18 protein-coding genes are annotated in these 14,194 nt (G+C 65.5%); 9 read left to right on the forward strand and 9 right to left on the reverse strand.

Annotation, left to right across the window (positions count from 1 at the left end; all coding sequences use genetic code 11):
- Positions 1-31: 31 nt before the first annotated feature.
- Genes rfbC through M1248_RS30020 form a run of 7 tightly spaced genes read right to left on the reverse strand, consistent with a single transcriptional unit; the run spans position 32 to position 7,267 of the window.
- Positions 32-637 (reverse strand): dTDP-4-dehydrorhamnose 3,5-epimerase, encoded by a 606-nt coding sequence (gene rfbC, locus M1248_RS29990; RefSeq protein ID WP_317150584.1) that lies wholly within the window; start codon positions 635-637, stop codon positions 32-34.
- Positions 634-1,620 (reverse strand): dTDP-glucose 4,6-dehydratase, encoded by a 987-nt coding sequence (gene rfbB / locus M1248_RS29995; protein WP_317150585.1) that lies wholly within the window; start codon positions 1,618-1,620, stop codon positions 634-636. Before rfbB ends, rfbC begins: the two co-directional genes overlap by 4 nt.
- A gap of 25 nt (positions 1,621-1,645) precedes the next feature.
- On the reverse strand, positions 1,646-2,278 hold the full coding sequence (locus M1248_RS30000) for a TIGR03086 family metal-binding protein (protein ID WP_317150586.1): 633 nt from the start codon (positions 2,276-2,278) through the stop codon (positions 1,646-1,648).
- 36 nt (positions 2,279-2,314) lie between these two features.
- Positions 2,315-3,157, reverse strand: coding sequence for an LLM class F420-dependent oxidoreductase (locus M1248_RS30005; RefSeq protein WP_317150587.1), 843 nt, complete (start codon positions 3,155-3,157; stop codon positions 2,315-2,317).
- Positions 3,158-3,167: 10 nt separating this feature from the next.
- The gene (locus M1248_RS30010) at positions 3,168-4,013 is read right to left on the reverse strand and encodes an LLM class F420-dependent oxidoreductase (RefSeq protein ID WP_317150588.1); all 846 of its coding nucleotides are present in this window, start codon (positions 4,011-4,013) and stop codon (positions 3,168-3,170) included.
- A gap of 28 nt (positions 4,014-4,041) precedes the next feature.
- A complete protein-coding gene (locus tag M1248_RS30015) occupies positions 4,042-5,541 on the reverse strand; it encodes an ATP-binding protein (RefSeq protein ID WP_317150589.1) in 1,500 nt (499 codons plus the stop codon).
- Positions 5,542-5,563: 22 nt separating this feature from the next.
- On the reverse strand, positions 5,564-7,267 hold the full coding sequence (locus M1248_RS30020) for an FAD-dependent oxidoreductase (RefSeq protein ID WP_317150590.1): 1,704 nt from the start codon (positions 7,265-7,267) through the stop codon (positions 5,564-5,566).
- A gap of 135 nt (positions 7,268-7,402) precedes the next feature.
- On the opposite strand from M1248_RS30020, the gene fdxA reads away from it, so the two are divergent.
- From fdxA to truA, 9 genes are all read left to right on the forward strand, one after another.
- Positions 7,403-7,756, forward strand: coding sequence for a ferredoxin (gene fdxA / locus M1248_RS30025; RefSeq protein WP_163735620.1), 354 nt, complete (start codon positions 7,403-7,405; stop codon positions 7,754-7,756).
- A gap of 312 nt (positions 7,757-8,068) precedes the next feature.
- Complete coding sequence (gene infA / locus M1248_RS30030; protein ID WP_003418601.1) at positions 8,069-8,290, forward strand: translation initiation factor IF-1; 222 nt, start codon at positions 8,069-8,071, stop codon at positions 8,288-8,290.
- Between the two features lie 29 nt (positions 8,291-8,319).
- On the forward strand, positions 8,320-8,433 hold the full coding sequence (rpmJ, locus tag M1248_RS30035) for a 50S ribosomal protein L36 (protein WP_003879483.1): 114 nt from the start codon (positions 8,320-8,322) through the stop codon (positions 8,431-8,433).
- Between the two features lie 213 nt (positions 8,434-8,646).
- Positions 8,647-9,021 carry a 30S ribosomal protein S13 gene (gene rpsM / locus M1248_RS30040; protein WP_006245170.1) on the forward strand — a complete coding sequence of 125 codons (375 nt, stop codon included), beginning with the start codon at positions 8,647-8,649 and terminating at the stop codon, positions 9,019-9,021.
- Positions 9,021-9,440 carry a 30S ribosomal protein S11 gene (rpsK, locus tag M1248_RS30045; protein WP_163686952.1) on the forward strand — a complete coding sequence of 140 codons (420 nt, stop codon included), beginning with the start codon at positions 9,021-9,023 and terminating at the stop codon, positions 9,438-9,440. Before rpsM ends, rpsK begins: the two co-directional genes overlap by 1 nt.
- Positions 9,441-9,455: 15 nt before the next feature.
- The gene (gene rpsD / locus M1248_RS30050) at positions 9,456-10,061 is read left to right on the forward strand and encodes a 30S ribosomal protein S4 (RefSeq protein WP_163735623.1); all 606 of its coding nucleotides are present in this window, start codon (positions 9,456-9,458) and stop codon (positions 10,059-10,061) included.
- 75 nt (positions 10,062-10,136) lie between these two features.
- Positions 10,137-11,189 carry a DNA-directed RNA polymerase subunit alpha gene (locus M1248_RS30055; RefSeq protein WP_083124751.1) on the forward strand — a complete coding sequence of 351 codons (1,053 nt, stop codon included), beginning with the start codon at positions 10,137-10,139 and terminating at the stop codon, positions 11,187-11,189.
- Between the two features lie 74 nt (positions 11,190-11,263).
- Positions 11,264-11,911 carry a 50S ribosomal protein L17 gene (gene rplQ / locus M1248_RS30060; protein ID WP_317150591.1) on the forward strand — a complete coding sequence of 216 codons (648 nt, stop codon included), beginning with the start codon at positions 11,264-11,266 and terminating at the stop codon, positions 11,909-11,911.
- Positions 11,912-11,918: 7 nt separating this feature from the next.
- Complete coding sequence (gene truA / locus M1248_RS30065) at positions 11,919-12,788, forward strand: tRNA pseudouridine(38-40) synthase TruA (protein ID WP_317150592.1); 870 nt, start codon at positions 11,919-11,921, stop codon at positions 12,786-12,788.
- Here truA and M1248_RS30070 read toward each other — a convergent pair.
- On the reverse strand, positions 12,785-13,453 hold the full coding sequence (locus M1248_RS30070; RefSeq protein WP_163735633.1) for a cutinase family protein: 669 nt from the start codon (positions 13,451-13,453) through the stop codon (positions 12,785-12,787). The genes truA and M1248_RS30070 overlap by 4 nt on opposite strands.
- A gap of 58 nt (positions 13,454-13,511) precedes the next feature.
- Positions 13,512-14,189 (reverse strand): cutinase family protein, encoded by a 678-nt coding sequence (locus M1248_RS30075; protein ID WP_232076387.1) that lies wholly within the window; start codon positions 14,187-14,189, stop codon positions 13,512-13,514.
- Between the last annotated feature and the right edge of the window lie 5 nt (positions 14,190-14,194).

Consider the following 14,194-nt stretch of genomic DNA (forward strand, 5'->3'; position numbering starts at 1 on the left):
CGGGGTGCGCAAGGGGCCTGCGCGGCGCAGATCAGCGGCGCCGCAGCTCCTCGGCGAAGGCCCGCGTCTCCTCCCACGTCGGCAGCAGACCGGCCGCCTGGGCATCGGCCAGCGACGGCGCCGCGCGGTCCCGGTCCGACAGGATCGGCCCGCCGTCGACGTGGGGCCACGCGATGCCCAGCGCGGGATCGAGCACGTTGACGGTGTGCTCCCGCTCGGGGTCGTACGGCGCGGAGCACAGGTACACGACCGTCGAGTTGTCCTCCAGCGCAAAGAAAGCGTGGCCGAGGCCCTCGGAGATGTAGATGGATCGCCGGTCGGCGTCGTCTAGGACCACCGAATCCCACTGTCCGAAAGTCGGAGACCCCACCCTGATGTCGACGACCACGTCGAGGACCCTGCCGCGCGGGCATCCGACGTACTTGGCCTGACTGGGCGGCAGCTGGGCGAAGTGCACCCCGCGCAGCGTCCCCGCGGCCGATATCGAGCAGTTGGCCTGACGTAGGTCGAACCGGTGTCCGGCCAGCGAGGTGAACTCGGCATCGGTGAACCACTCGAAGAATGCGCCGCGTGAATCGCCGTGTATGCGCGGGGTGATCTCCCACGCGCCGGGAACCGTGAGCTCGCGGAACGTCACTGGTTACGTCCTGCGTAGCTGGCTTCGACGCCTTCTTTCAGTGGAGCCCACCACTTTTCGTTGGCCCGGTACCACTCGATGGTGTCGCGGAGGCCGTCCTCGAAGTCGGTGTGCGCGGGACTCCAGCCCAGCTCGTCGCGCAGCGGCGACGCGTCGATCGCGTACCGCAGGTCGTGGCCGACGCGGTCGGTGACGTGGTCGAAATCGTCGGGATCGCGATCCATCAGCCGAAGGATCGTCCGCATCACCGTCAAGTTGTCCCGTTCGCCGTCGGCGCCGATCAGATACGTGCGGCCGATCTGCCCGTCGGACAGGATGCGCCATACCGCGCTGTTGTGGTCCTGCACGTGGATCCAGTCGCGGACGTTGGCGCCGGTTCCGTAGAGCTTGGGGCGCCGGCCGGTCAGCACATTGGTGATCTGGCGCGGGATGAACTTCTCCACGTGCTGATACGGCCCGTAGTTGTTCGAGCAGTTCGAGAGCGTCGCGCGTACTCCGTAAGACCGCACCCAAGCGCGCACCAGCATGTCGGCTGCCGCCTTGGTCGACGAATACGGGCTCGACGGGTTGTACGGCGTCGACTCGGTGAACCGCTGTGGGCTGCCGAGTTCCAGGTCGCCGTACACCTCGTCGGTCGAAATGTGGTGCAGCCGAACGTCGTGCGCGCGCACCGCCTCCAGGATGGTGAACGTACCGACGACGTTTGCTTGCAGGAAGGGCTCCGGCCCGGACAGTGAGTTGTCGACGTGGGTCTCGGCGGCGAAGTGCACGACGGCGTCTGCGTCGGCGACCAACTTGTCGACCAGCCCCGAGTCGGTGATGTCGCCCTGCACCAGCCGGATCTTGTCTTCCACCGGCGCCAGCGATTCGCGGCTGCCTGCGTAGGTCAGCGCATCGAGGACCGTCACCGCATGTTCACGTGCGGCGACGTGGACGAAGTTGGCACCGATGAACCCCGCCCCGCCAGTGACCAGCAACCGCATGGACAAACCCTAACGGTCTGCGTGCCTACACCACCGGCGCCCCGCTCACATACGTCCAGTCCGGTGCACGGCCGAGGTGCGCGAGTAGCCGGTCCATATCGCTGGCACCGTCGTCGACGGCGACGGCGCGACGAAACGGGCTGCCCTCCTCGGCGCGGAACTCACCATCGGGGACCGCGAATGCAATCGGCAGCACGGCGTCGACAACGTCCTTCGGCAGTTCGTATCCGGCGCCGATGGTGCGAGCGACGTCCCAGCCGTGCACGACGTAGTCGACGTAGTGAAAGCCGATCGCCATGGCGCCGGGAAATGTTGCGCCAGGGCCGAATTCGGGAAGCGCAAAGGTCGTTTCGAGTATACCGTCGGCTCCGAATGCGCCGAGCACGTCCTCGGCGGCCGCCGCATAGGTGCCTGCGGGATCTGAGGCGACTGCATCGGCAACGGTCGCGGGTTCCCACACTTCGAGGTCGGTGCCCCCGCGGGCTGCCGCCGCGAACCCGCGGTGCTGAACGGTCATGTGCATGAGCAGGGTCGTCAGGTTCCAGCCGGCGCACGGCGTCGGGCGGTCGAGATCGTCGATGCTGACCGCGTTGACCGCGTCGACAGATGCCAGCACCGCCGCACGGTGCAGGGGAAGAGCGTCCGTAGTGATGTACATGCGCCTATCGTAGGCGCATGCATATCATTAGGTCAATCAGGCGTTGAGGCCGAGCGGTCCTGCCAGTTCCTCCAGCGTCGGCAGCAGGGCATCCCAGCCGCCCAGCACCTGGATTGCCACATGATCGGCTCCGGCCTCGAGGTGCTCGGTGAGCTTCTTGGCGATGTCCTCGGGCGTGCCGTGCGCGACGACCGCGTCGATCAGCCGGTCACTGCCGGGCTTGGCGATGTCGTCGTCGGTGAATCCCAGCCGCTTCCAGTTGTTCAGATAGTTGGACAGGTTGAGGTAGAAGTCCACGGTGTCGCGCCCGATCTTCCGGGACGCCTCGGCGTCGCGCGCGAGCACCACCTTGTGCTCAGGAGCGAGAAATACGCTCGGCCCCAACAGGTTCCGGGCCTCGCCGGTGTGCTGAGGGGTGGTCAAATACGGATGGGCGCCCGCGCTGCGCCGGGCCGACAATTTGAGCACCTTGGGCCCGAGCGCGGCGATGACCCGTCGGCTGGTCGGCACCTTCAAGCCGTCGAGCACATCGAGGTATTCGACGAGCACGTCGTAGGGCTTGCGGTATTCCTCGGTGTGTTCCGGGTGTCCGATTCCAACGCCGAGCAGGAACCGGCCCGGGTATTTGTCCTCGATGCGGTGATAGGCCTCGCCGACCTGCTCGGCAGGCGCCTGCCAGACGTTGATGATGCCGGTGGCGACCTGCAGTGTCTCGGTGGCGTCCAGGAGTGGCTCGACGTATTCGAGATCACCCGCCGGTGAGCCGCCGACCCAGATCGCGCCGTAGCCAAGCCGCTCGATCTCGGTGGCCTGCTCGGGCTTGGGTGTGCCGAACGTCCACACCCCGAAACGACCGAAGTCGGGTTTGAGCTCAGTCATGGGTTCCCCTTCACTGAAGTCCGAGCGGGCCCGCCAGCTCGGTGAGCGCGGGCACGAGCTTGTCAGTACCCGTCAGGACCTGAATCGGAACATGGTCGGCACCCGCGGTCAGGTGCTCGGTGAGCCGTGCGGAGATGGCGTCGGTGGTGCCGTACGCCACGACCGCGTCGACGAGCGCGTCGCTGCCCGGCTTCGCGACGTCGGCATCGGTGAAGCCCAACCGCTTCCAGTTGTTCAGGTAGTTCGCGAGGTTCAGGTAGACCTCCAGCGCCTTGCGGCCGACAGCGCGGGCCCGATCCGCGTCCGTGGTCAGCACCACCTTGTGCTCGGGGGCGATCAGGACGTCCGGACCGACGAGCTCGCGTGCCTGCGCGGTGTGCTCAGGTGTGGTCAGGTACGGATGCGCCCCGGCGCTGCGGCGCGCCGACAGCTTGAGCACCTGCGGACCGAGCGCGGCCACCACCCGGCGGTCCTTCGGCACGCCGTACTCGTCGAGCTTGTCGAGGTACTCGTTCAGCGCGTCGTAGGGCTTCTTGTACTCCTGGTGCGCTTCGGGATGGCCGACGCCGATGCCGAGCAGAAATCGGCCGGGGTAGGCCTTCTCGATCCGGTGAAAGGATTCGGCGACGGGGCCGGCCGCGGCAGTCCAGATGTTGACGATGCCCGTCGCCAGTTGCAGCGACTCGGTGGCTCCGAGGATGGGGTCGATCCAGTCGAGCTCGGCAGGCGGTGAGCCACCGGCCCAGATGGCTCCGTAGCCGAGGGATTCGATGTCCTTGAGCTGCTGCGGAGACAGCTGCTGCCACCCCGAGTAGTGGCCGAAAACGCCGAACTTGCCGAGATCAGGTTTGGTCATGGTTGCTCCAACTCGGGAGCTCCGAACCCTATTCCGTGCCTGCGGCAGACAGCTCGCCGGGAGTCGGCAGGATGGGCGGCGGCGCGACTAGGGGCAGGCAGACGATGAAGCGGGTGTCGCCTGGTTTGGACTCGACCCGGATGTCGCCCTGGTGTTTCTCGACGACGATCCTGCGGGCGAGGTCCAGCCCGAGCCCGTCGCCCTGGCCGAACGGTTTTGTCGTGAAGAACGCGGTGAAGATGCGGCCGATGTTCTCCTCTGAGATTCCTGGCCCATCATCGCCGATCTCGACGCGCACCATTCCGTCGTCCTGAAGTCCGGTACGGATTGTCAACGTGCCGTGGCCATCCATAGCCTGGATAGCGTTGTTGATTATCACGTCCCAGACCTCGTTCAAACCGCCTGGGTAGCAGGAGATTTCGGGGATCGACTTATCCATCTCCTTGATGAGCTTGATGGGCTTGTCGGGGCCCACCTTGTCGCCGAACAACGTCTTGATCGTGTTGTAGAGCGACTCGTGGATGTTGACCTTCTGATACTCGGCCCGATCCATTTGCGAGTACTTCTTTGTTCCCGCAAGCAGTGTGGAAATTCGGCTGCTGGCGTCAGCGATCTCATTCATCCGCAGTTCGGTGTCGATCGTGTACTTAAGCCAGCCCAAAGCGCTCTGCATCGTCGCCGAACAGTCCACGTCATCGATGGAGGCTTCGACCCGCTCGAGCCAATCGACGTCTAGGCCGGCTTCGACAAATGTCGGCGCGTAATCCCACGCACCGACGATGTTGCGATCTTCGAGCCATTCACCTATCTGCTCCTCGCGATCGGAGGATTCGAGCGCTGTCAGTTCCTGAGCCTTCGACTTCGCGACCTGTTCGGCCACCTCGTCCTGGATGCTGACCAGCACTCGCAGGGCGTCGGGAGTGAATTTGCCATCCGCCAGCATCGCCAGTTTGTGGCGCATTTTGCCGACGCCCTCGCGCAGGTCCGCCACCGCACGCGCGGCAGCGGCCGCCGGATTGTTGAGCTGATGGGTCAGGCCCGCGGTGATGGTGCCCAGCGCCAGCAGCTTCTCGCGCTGACCGATGATCTGGCTCTGCCGACGGCCGCCGACCATATGGCCCTCGAGCAGATGGACCGCCATGGGGAACTGCGTCTGCATGAAGTCCGCGAACGCGTTGGAGTCCAGGACGAAGCATCGCGACGGCTTCGTCAGCCGCACCGAGGCCTGATACGTGTGCTCCTCACCGGGGACGTAGGCCGACCACGCACCGAAATACACCCCCCGCTGAGAGGTGCGGCCGGTCTGGATGTCGACGCCGCCGGATCGCTTGGACATGATCAACTCGCCGTCGATCATGACGTAGAAGCAGGTGGCCTGGTCACCCTCGCTAACCAACGGGCCCGCGGGGAACGTCTCGATGTGGCCGGCGGCGCACAGAATGTCGAGCTGGGAATCGGACAGGTCCTCGAACAGGAACAGGGTCCGCAGCTCGTCACGCACGCATTCCTCTTCGCCTTGTGCGCCCATCGGTCGTCCTCTCAGCCGGCAATCACGCTTCCGCCAAATACCTGTGCACCAACATCACCGCCATCGACCCTTCGCCGACAGCGGCCGCAACCCGCTTCGCGGACTCCGAACGCACATCTCCTGCAACAAACACACCGGGCACACTTGTTTCCAGGTGGTGCGGTGGCCGATCCAGCGTCCAGCCGACCTTGTCCCGCAGATCAGGTCCCGACAGGATGAAGCCGTGATCGTCGCGGGCTATTCCCGCTTCCTCGAGCCAATCGGTGCGGGGCGTCGCGCCGATGAAACAGCACATGCGGTCACAGGTGACCGTCTCGGTCTCGTTCGTCCGTTTGTCGAGGAGCATCAGCCCGGTCAGATGGTCGTCGTCGGCGACGGTGTCGACGACCTCGGTGCAGGTCCGGACCGTGATGTTCGGGGTCTTGAGGATCCGGTCGACCAGGTACTGCGACATACCCGCCTCCAGTGACGAACCGCGGATCAGCATCGTCACCGATTTGGCCGTCTGCGACATGTACATCGCGGCCTGGCCCGCGGAGTTGGCGCCACCGACGATGTAGACATCCTCACCAGCGCACTCGCTGTTGTCCGACACCGACGCACCGTAGAACACGCCGCGGCCGATGTAGTTGCAGTTCGGATCGTCGGGATCGTCCCAGCATCCGGTGATTTGGAGCTGGCGATAGTCGACGCCGGTCGCGAGAATCACGGCGCGGGCCCCGATGGTGTTGTCCCCGTTGAGGCGGATCGAATGGGCTGCGCCCACGCCGTTGATTTCGAGTCTGCCCGCCTCCTGGGTGGTGATGACCTCCGCGCCGAAGCGTTCGGCCTGACGACGTGCCGACGTGGTGAGTTCGGCACCTGAGACGCCGGTCGGGAAGCCGAGGTAGTTCTCGATCTTGGAGCTGCGCCCCGCCTGTCCCCCGGTGGTGGCCTTCTCGATCAGGACCGTCTTCAGGCCCTCCGACGCGCCGTACACCGCGGCGGCAAGGCCCGCGGGACCACCGCCGATGACCGCGAGGTCGTACATCTCCAGCTGCGGGCTGGTCGACAGGCCGAGCAGCGTGGCCAGTTCGACGTCGGTCGGTTCGACGAGGGTCTCGCCCTTCTCGGTGATGACGACCGGCAGGCGGCTGTCATCGAGACCGGCGGCCTCGAGCAGCTGTTGTCCCTTGGGTTCCTCGGAGTTGACGGCCCGGAACGAGTACTCGTTGCGGGCCAGGAACTGCCGCACCTCCCATGACCGGTCGCTGTACCGGTGCCCGATCACCTTCGTGTACGGCATGGCGCGGTCACCGACGGAGCGCCACTCTTCGAGCAGGCCGTCGATGACCGGGTACAGCTTCTCCTCGGGCGGATCCCATGGCTTGAGCAGATAGTGATCGAGGTCGACGACGTTGATCGCGTCGATCGCCGCGTGAGTGTCCGCGTAGGCCGTCAGCAACACCCTGCGCGCCAGCGGGAAGAAGTCCATCGCCTTCTCGAGGAACTCGATGCCGCTCATCTGCGGCATCCGGTAGTCGGCGACGAAGACCGCGACGGCGTCGCCGCGCAGCTTGAGTTCCTTGAGGGTGTCGATGGCGTCGGCGCCGGATTCGGCGCGGACGATGCGGTAGCGCTCACCGTAATGGCGACGCAGATCGCGGGCTACGGCACGCGACACTGCCGGGTCGTCGTCGACGGTGAGTATGACGGGTTTACGAGCCTGCTCGGCGGGTGCGCTCATCAGTTATAAGTATGCGCTCGTCGTCCAAACGATTTCAGTTCAGCGTCGGGTCGAGCGCAGACGGGACCAACGTCACCTGCGGAAGGGACCTTCGCCCGCCGCGAACGACCGACGACGGTGCCTAGCGTTTTCCTTGTGACCTACGTGATTGGTTCGGCGTGCGTGGACGTGATGGACAAGTCCTGTATGGCCGAGTGCCCGGTGGACTGCATCTACGAGGGCGCGCGGTCGCTCTATATCAACCCAGACGAATGCGTGGACTGCGGAGCATGCAAGTTGATCTGCCGGGTCGAAGCGATCGAGTACGAGACCGATCTGTCCGCGGACGAGCTGGTGCACCTGGCCGACAACGCCGCGTTCTTCACCACGGTCCTGCCCGGGCGGGACCGTCCGCTCGGCGTGCCCGGGGGAGCGCTGCAGCTGGGACGCGTCGGCGTGGACACACCGTTGATCGCGGCCATGCCGGCGAAGCCGCCGACGGCAGGCTAATCCTCGTTGTGAGACTCCGAGGTCAGGGGGCCCGGCGCAGCACTGCGACGAACAGCGCGGTCATGGCCCCTCCGGTGTTGGCGCGGCGATCCCTAGCTGCGGGTTCGACGATTTTGGGGACGACGCCCGAGCAGGTAACATAGATCGACGGTGCGGCTACCGCGCCGACTCTCGGCGTGCCCTGTTCGGAAGTTCTCCGGAACTAGTAGGTCTCGGTTCACGTTAATGGAAGTCGGGGCCGACGCTGCGCCGGAACGGGCGCGAGCGTCGATACGAAACGTACGAATAACCAGAGGATCGCTGAAAAGGATTATGGCCAAGAAAGACGGCGCCATAGAGGTCGAGGGTCGCGTGGTCGAGCCCCTGCCCAATGCGATGTTTCGCATTGAGCTGGAGAACGGTCACAAGGTTCTCGCTCATATCAGCGGCAAGATGCGGCAGCACTACATCCGCATTCTGCCCGAGGACCGTGTCGTCGTGGAGTTGTCTCCATACGACCTTTCTCGGGGCCGCATCGTTTACCGGTACAAGTAACCAGAAGCACAGAAGGATCAGACACAGCCGTGAAGGTGAACCCGAGCGTCAAGCCCATTTGCGATAAGTGCAGGGTGATCCGTCGGCATGGGCGGGTCATGGTGATCTGCTCTGATCCCCGCCACAAGCAGCGGCAAGGATGAGCGCTGGCGCGAAGACCAGACAACACAGTTGAGTCTTCCGCCACAACACAACTGAATGACGAACTCCCAGCACCACTGAGCGGATAGGCCGCTCATCTGCGTCCGGCACGGAGGCCGGACCCCACGGGATCGACGGCTCCTCGCCCGAGGGCTCGTCGGCACGTCGGGAACGGACTGGGACCAGACCTCCGCAACGAGAAGGAACACACCACTGTGGCACGTCTAGTGGGCGTCGACCTCCCGCGCGATAAGCGCATGGAGATCGCCCTGACCTACATCTACGGCGTCGGCCGTACCCGCTCCCAGGAGATCCTGGAAGCTACCGGCATCGACCGGGACCTGCGCACCAAGGACCTGACCGACGATCAGGTCACGCAACTGCGCGACTACATCGAGGGCAACCTCAAGGTGGAGGGCGACCTGCGCCGCGAGGTGCAGTCTGACATTCGCCGCAAGATCGAGATCGGCTGCTACCAGGGCCTGCGGCACCGCCGCGGCCTGCCGGTGCGTGGCCAGCGGACCAAGACCAATGCGCGCACCCGCAAGGGCCCGAAGCGCACCATCGCCGGTAAGAAGAAGGCCAAGTAATGCCACCCGCAAAAAAGGCAGCAGGCGGAGCTCCCAAGAAGGGTCAGAAGACCCGCCGCAGGGAAAAGAAGAACATTCCGCACGGCGCTGCGCACATCAAGAGCACGTTCAACAACACGATCGTGTCGATCACCGACCCGCAGGGCAACGTCATCGCGTGGGCGTCCTCTGGGCACGTCGGCTTCAAGGGTTCGCGTAAGTCGACCCCGTTCGCGGCACAGCTGGCCGCCGAGAACGCGGCCCGCAAAGCGCAGGAGCACGGCGTCAAGAAGGTCGACGTCTTCGTGAAGGGCCCGGGCTCGGGCCGCGAGACCGCCATCCGCTCGTTGCAGGCCGCCGGCCTCGAGGTCGGCGCCATCGCCGACGTCACGCCGCAGCCGCACAACGGATGCCGTCCGCCGAAGCGGCGCAGGGTCTAGGAGGAACACAGAGATATGGCTCGTTACACCGGACCCGCGACCCGCAAGTCGCGCCGCCTCGGCGTCGACCTGGTCGGCGGAGATCAGTCGTTCGAGAAGCGCCCCTACCCGCCCGGCCAGCACGGCCGCGCGCGGATCAAGGAGAGCGAATACCGTCAGCAGCTGCAGGAGAAGCAGAAGGCCCGCTTCTCCTACGGCGTGATGGAGAAGCAGTTCCGTCGCTACTACGAAGAGGCCAACCGGCTGCCCGGTAAGACCGGTGACAACCTGCTGCGCATCCTCGAGAGCCGGCTCGACAACGTCGTCTACCGTGCAGGCCTGGCCCGCACGCGTCGGATGGCCCGTCAGCTGGTCAGCCACGGCCACTTCACCGTCAACGGTGTCAAGGTCGACATCCCGAGCTACCGGGTGTCGCAGTACGACATCATCGACATCAAGGAAAAGTCGCTGAACACACTGCCTTTCGAGGTCGCGCGGGAAACCGCGGGCGACCGCCCGATCCCGGGCTGGCTGCAGGTTGTCGGCGAGCGTCAGCGCATCCTGGTGCACCAGTTGCCCGAGCGCGCGCAGATCGACATCCCGCTGCAGGAGCAGCTGATCGTCGAGCTCTACTCGAAGTAAGCAACCGAGCCGTCCAGATGGCGGCGCGGATTTCTCGGCATCAAATAGCGGGTGCCGTGGAGGAGGAAAGAAAACATGCTGATTTCTCAGCGACCCACTTTGTCCGAAGAGGTCAAGTCGGAGAATCGGTCCCAGTTCGTCATCGAGCCGCTGGAGCCCGGATTCGGTTACACGCTTGGCAATTCGCTTCGGCGCACGCTGCTGTCGTCCATCCCGGGCGCGGCGGTCACCAGCATTCGCATCGACGGCGTGCTGCACGAGTTCACCACCGTCCCCGGTGTGAAGGAAGACGTCACCGACATCATCCTGAACCTCAAGGGTCTGGTCGTGTCCTCGGAGGAGGACGAGCCGGTCACCATGTACCTGCGCAAGCAGGGCCCGGGTGCGGTCACAGCGGGTGACATCGTCCCGCCGGCCGGCGTGACGGTGCACAACCCCGAGATGCACATCGCCACCCTGAACGACAAGGGCAAGCTCGAGGTCGAGCTGGTCGTCGAGCGCGGCCGCGGCTACGTGCCCGCCGTGCAGAACAAGGCGTCGGGCGCCGAAATCGGCCGCATCCCGGTCGATTCCATCTACTCGCCGGTCCTCAAGGTCACCTACAAGGTGGAGGCGACCCGCGTCGAGCAGCGCACCGACTTCGACAAGCTGGTCATCGACGTCGAGACCAAGAACTCAATCACTGCCCGGGATGCGCTGGCTTCTGCGGGCGGCACGCTGGTTGAACTGTTCGGTCTGGCACGGGAACTCAACACCGATTCCGAGCACATCGAGATCGGCCCGTCGCCTGCCGAGGCCGATCACATCGCCAGCTTCGCGCTGCCGATCGACGATCTGGACCTCACGGTGCGGTCGTACAACTGCCTCAAGCGCGAGGGTGTGCACACGGTGGGCGAGCTCGTCGCCCGCACGGAGTCCGATCTGCTGGACATCCGTAACTTCGGCCAGAAGTCCATCGACGAGGTGAAGATCAAGCTGCATCAGCTGGGTCTGTCGCTGAAGGACAGCCCGGCCACGTTCGATCCTTCCGAGGTCGCCGGCTACGACGTCGCCACCGGCACGTGGAACAGCGATGCGAGCTACGACCTGGATGACAACCAGGACTACGCCGAAACCGAACAGCTCTAAACCCCAATATCTCGAAAGAGAGCCGTCCCGGTCCTACCTGATACGGGGGCCGGCCCCATTTAGGAGAAGTCGCAATGCCCAAGCCCACCAAGGGTCCTCGCCTCGGCGGGTCGTCCTCACACCAGAAGGCGCTGCTGGCCAACCTGGCCACGTCGCTCTTCGAGCACGGCCGGATCAAGACCACCGAGCCCAAGGCGCGGGCGTTGCGGCCCTATGCGGAGAAGCTCATCACCCACGCCAAGAAGGGCACGCTGCACAACCGGCGTGAGGTGATGAAGAAGATCCGTGACAAGGACGTCGTGCACACGCTGTTCGCCGAGATCGGTCCGTTCTACTCCGACCGCAATGGCGGCTACACCCGCATCATCAAGGTGGAGGCGCGAAAGGGCGACAACGCTCCGATGGCCGTCATCGAGCTGGTCCGCGAGAAGACCGTGACCGATGAGGCCAACCGCGCTCGCCGGTCGGCCGCCTCGAAGAAGGCCGCACAGCCGGTGGCGGCTGCCGCCGCGCCGCAGGCCGCGGTCGAGCCGGAGGCCGCGGTCGGGCCCGAGGAGACCGTAGAAGAGGTCAAGGCTGAGGACGCCTCCATCGAGGAGCAGACAGCCGAAGCCGCCGACGAGGCCTCGGCCGAGGAGCAGACAGCCGAAGCCGCCGACGAGGCCTCGGCCGAGGCTGAGGCCGAGAAGGCCGACGACGAGAAGGCCGACGACGCCAAGTAGTGACGCTATGAACAAGCCCGCCATCGACAACGGTGGCGGGCTTGTTCGTCTTCGTCTCGACATCGCCTACGACGGAACGGAGTTCGCGGGCTGGGCCACGCAGACCGGGCAACGCACCGTCGCGGGCGTGCTCGACGACGCCCTGTCGACGGTGTTCCGCACCCGGGTGCAGTTGCGGGCGGCCGGACGCACCGACACCGGTGTCCATGCCGCCGGTCAGGTCGCCCATGTCGATGTGCCGGACGGCGCGCTACCCAACGCATATCCGCGGACAACCCGTCCCGGTCAACGCGAGTTCCTGCCCCTCGTGCAGCGGCTCGCACGGTTCCTCCCTGCCGATGTTCGCGTGCTCGACATCGACCGCGCGGCAACGGGTTTCGATGCGCGGTTCTCGGCGCTGCGCCGGCACTACGCCTATCGCTTGTCGACGGCCCCGTACGGTGTCGAACCGCAGCAGGCGCGCTTCGTCACACCGTGGCCGAGGCCGCTGGACGTCGACGCGATGGCTGCGGCCTCGCGGGATCTGGTGGGGCTGCACGACTTCGCCGCATTCTGCCGTCACCGCGAGGGCGCGACGACGATCCGTGATCTGCAGCGGCTGGATTGGATACGCGAGGGTGACCGGGTCACCGCGCATGTCACCGCGGATGCGTTCTGCTGGGCGATGGTGCGGTCGGTGGTCGGCGCGTTGTTGGCCGTCGGTGAACACCGCCGCGAACCTGGCTGGTGCGCGACGCTGTTGGAGTCCACCAGCCGGTCCAGTGATTTCGCGGCGGCGCCGCCGCAGGGTCTGACGCTCGAGGGGGTCGACTATCCGCCCGACGACGAGCTCGAGGCCCGCACGAAGGTCACCCGCGAGCTGCGAGTGATCGACTAGATACGACCAGCGACGAAGTCGGCCGCCTGATTGGCCATCCCCGCGTCGATGTACGCGGCGGCGAGGTGAGCGGGCCAGTTGTCTTCCCACGTTTTCGGATCGGCCGGGTTACAGATCGGGTCGGCGCCGTGGCACAGGTCGATGGTCCGGTCGCGATAGATCGGGTTGAAATTGCCGATCGGACCGGCCCAGGTGATTCCGTTGCCGAACAACGCGACTGCGGCGATGTGCCTGTCCGCGCCGGGAGGCAGCGGGGCCTCGAAACCGAAGAAGCTGAACGGCAGGGCAAGCACCACGTCGGTGACCGCGGCGCCCAGCGAATACCCGCCGAGCACCAACCGGGTATCGGGGCAGGTGTTCATCATGTATTGGATGTGGCCGCTCATGTCGTTGGCGCCCACATCGATCTCGTTGTCGGCGGGATACTGCACCGCGTAGACGTTGATGTTCTTGTTCGACTTGGAGCGCAATGCACTGACGAACGCGTTGCCTAGCCTGCCGACCCCCGGCGACTCGAGGCGACCGCGGGCGAAGATCACCTCGACCGGCGGGCACGATTGGGCATTCGCCGACGGCATCAGCGGCGTGACGGTCTGGGGTGCGATGAGCAGGATGCTGAAAACGAGTGCGGCGACGAGACCGGTGACGAGGTATCGGCGAATCACCACACGAATCCTAGTGGAAACCGATCAACGGACCCGTAAATTACCGTGTAAGCCCAGTTCAGAGGCGCCCCGCGACGAAGTCGGACGCCTGATTGGTCGGCCCGCCGGCGTAGGCCCGGTGCGCGGCGACGTCCTCACCGTTGGTCTGGCAGATCGGATCTCCGGGATTGCACAGATCGATGGACCGGGCGCCCCACACCGGGCTGGCCGTCAGCGGCAGACCGAGTTTGGCGGACGGATTGCCGAACACGGCGATCGCTGCGACGTGCTCGGGCACGTCGGGCGGAAGCGGGTTGTCGAATCCGACGCCCGGCACGGGGACGGCACTGATGACGTCGATGACCGCGGCGCCTTGTGAATACCCGCCCAGCACCAGTCGCGTGTTGGGGCAGGTGTTGACCATGTACTGGATGTGGGCGCTCGCGTCGTTGGCTCCGGCGGCCGCCTTGAGGAAGTCGAAGGTCGCGGGGTAGCTGACCGCGTACGCGCCGACGGACCTGCCGCCGACCTTGCCCCGTAACTGGTCGACGAAGGTGCCGCCCACCGCGCCGAGGCCGGCGTCCTCATTGGTGCCGCGCGCAAACACGACCTCGATGTCGGGACAACCTTGAGCCGATGCGGTCCCGGCGCCGCCAATCGGCGTGGGGGACAAGGCGGGTGCGATGAGCAGGACGGAGGCGGTCAGAACGGCGGCTGCGGTGCCCATGAGCGCGCCGCGGAGTCGATCGAGGGTCACAAGAT

The sequence above is a fragment of the Mycobacterium sp. 29Ha genome (genome assembly GCF_032883055.1).
In the GTDB taxonomy this organism is placed as follows: domain Bacteria; phylum Actinomycetota; class Actinomycetes; order Mycobacteriales; family Mycobacteriaceae; genus Mycobacterium; species Mycobacterium gallinarum.

What these genes read in the sequence shown, in the direction of transcription:
- rfbB (WP_317150585.1), bottom strand. Translation starts at nt 1,620, where the DNA reads ATGCGGTTGCTGGTCACTGGCGGGGCGGGGTTCATCGGTGCCAACTTC.
- M1248_RS30000 (WP_317150586.1), bottom strand. Translation starts at nt 2,278, where the DNA reads ATGTACATCACTACGGACGCTCTTCCCCTGCACCGTGCGGCGGTGCTG.
- M1248_RS30005 (WP_317150587.1), bottom strand. Translation starts at nt 3,157, where the DNA reads ATGACTGAGCTCAAACCCGACTTCGGTCGTTTCGGGGTGTGGACGTTC.
- M1248_RS30010 (WP_317150588.1), bottom strand. Translation starts at nt 4,013, where the DNA reads ATGACCAAACCTGATCTCGGCAAGTTCGGCGTTTTCGGCCACTACTCG.
- M1248_RS30015 (WP_317150589.1), bottom strand. Translation starts at nt 5,541, where the DNA reads ATGGGCGCACAAGGCGAAGAGGAATGCGTGCGTGACGAGCTGCGGACC.
- M1248_RS30020 (WP_317150590.1), bottom strand. Translation starts at nt 7,267, where the DNA reads ATGAGCGCACCCGCCGAGCAGGCTCGTAAACCCGTCATACTCACCGTC.
- infA (WP_003418601.1), top strand. Translation starts at nt 8,069, where the DNA reads ATGGCCAAGAAAGACGGCGCCATAGAGGTCGAGGGTCGCGTGGTCGAG.
- rpsK (WP_163686952.1), top strand. Translation starts at nt 9,021, where the DNA reads ATGCCACCCGCAAAAAAGGCAGCAGGCGGAGCTCCCAAGAAGGGTCAG.
- rpsD (WP_163735623.1), top strand. Translation starts at nt 9,456, where the DNA reads ATGGCTCGTTACACCGGACCCGCGACCCGCAAGTCGCGCCGCCTCGGC.
- M1248_RS30055 (WP_083124751.1), top strand. Translation starts at nt 10,137, where the DNA reads ATGCTGATTTCTCAGCGACCCACTTTGTCCGAAGAGGTCAAGTCGGAG.
- rplQ (WP_317150591.1), top strand. Translation starts at nt 11,264, where the DNA reads ATGCCCAAGCCCACCAAGGGTCCTCGCCTCGGCGGGTCGTCCTCACAC.
- truA (WP_317150592.1), top strand. Translation starts at nt 11,919, where the DNA reads ATGAACAAGCCCGCCATCGACAACGGTGGCGGGCTTGTTCGTCTTCGT.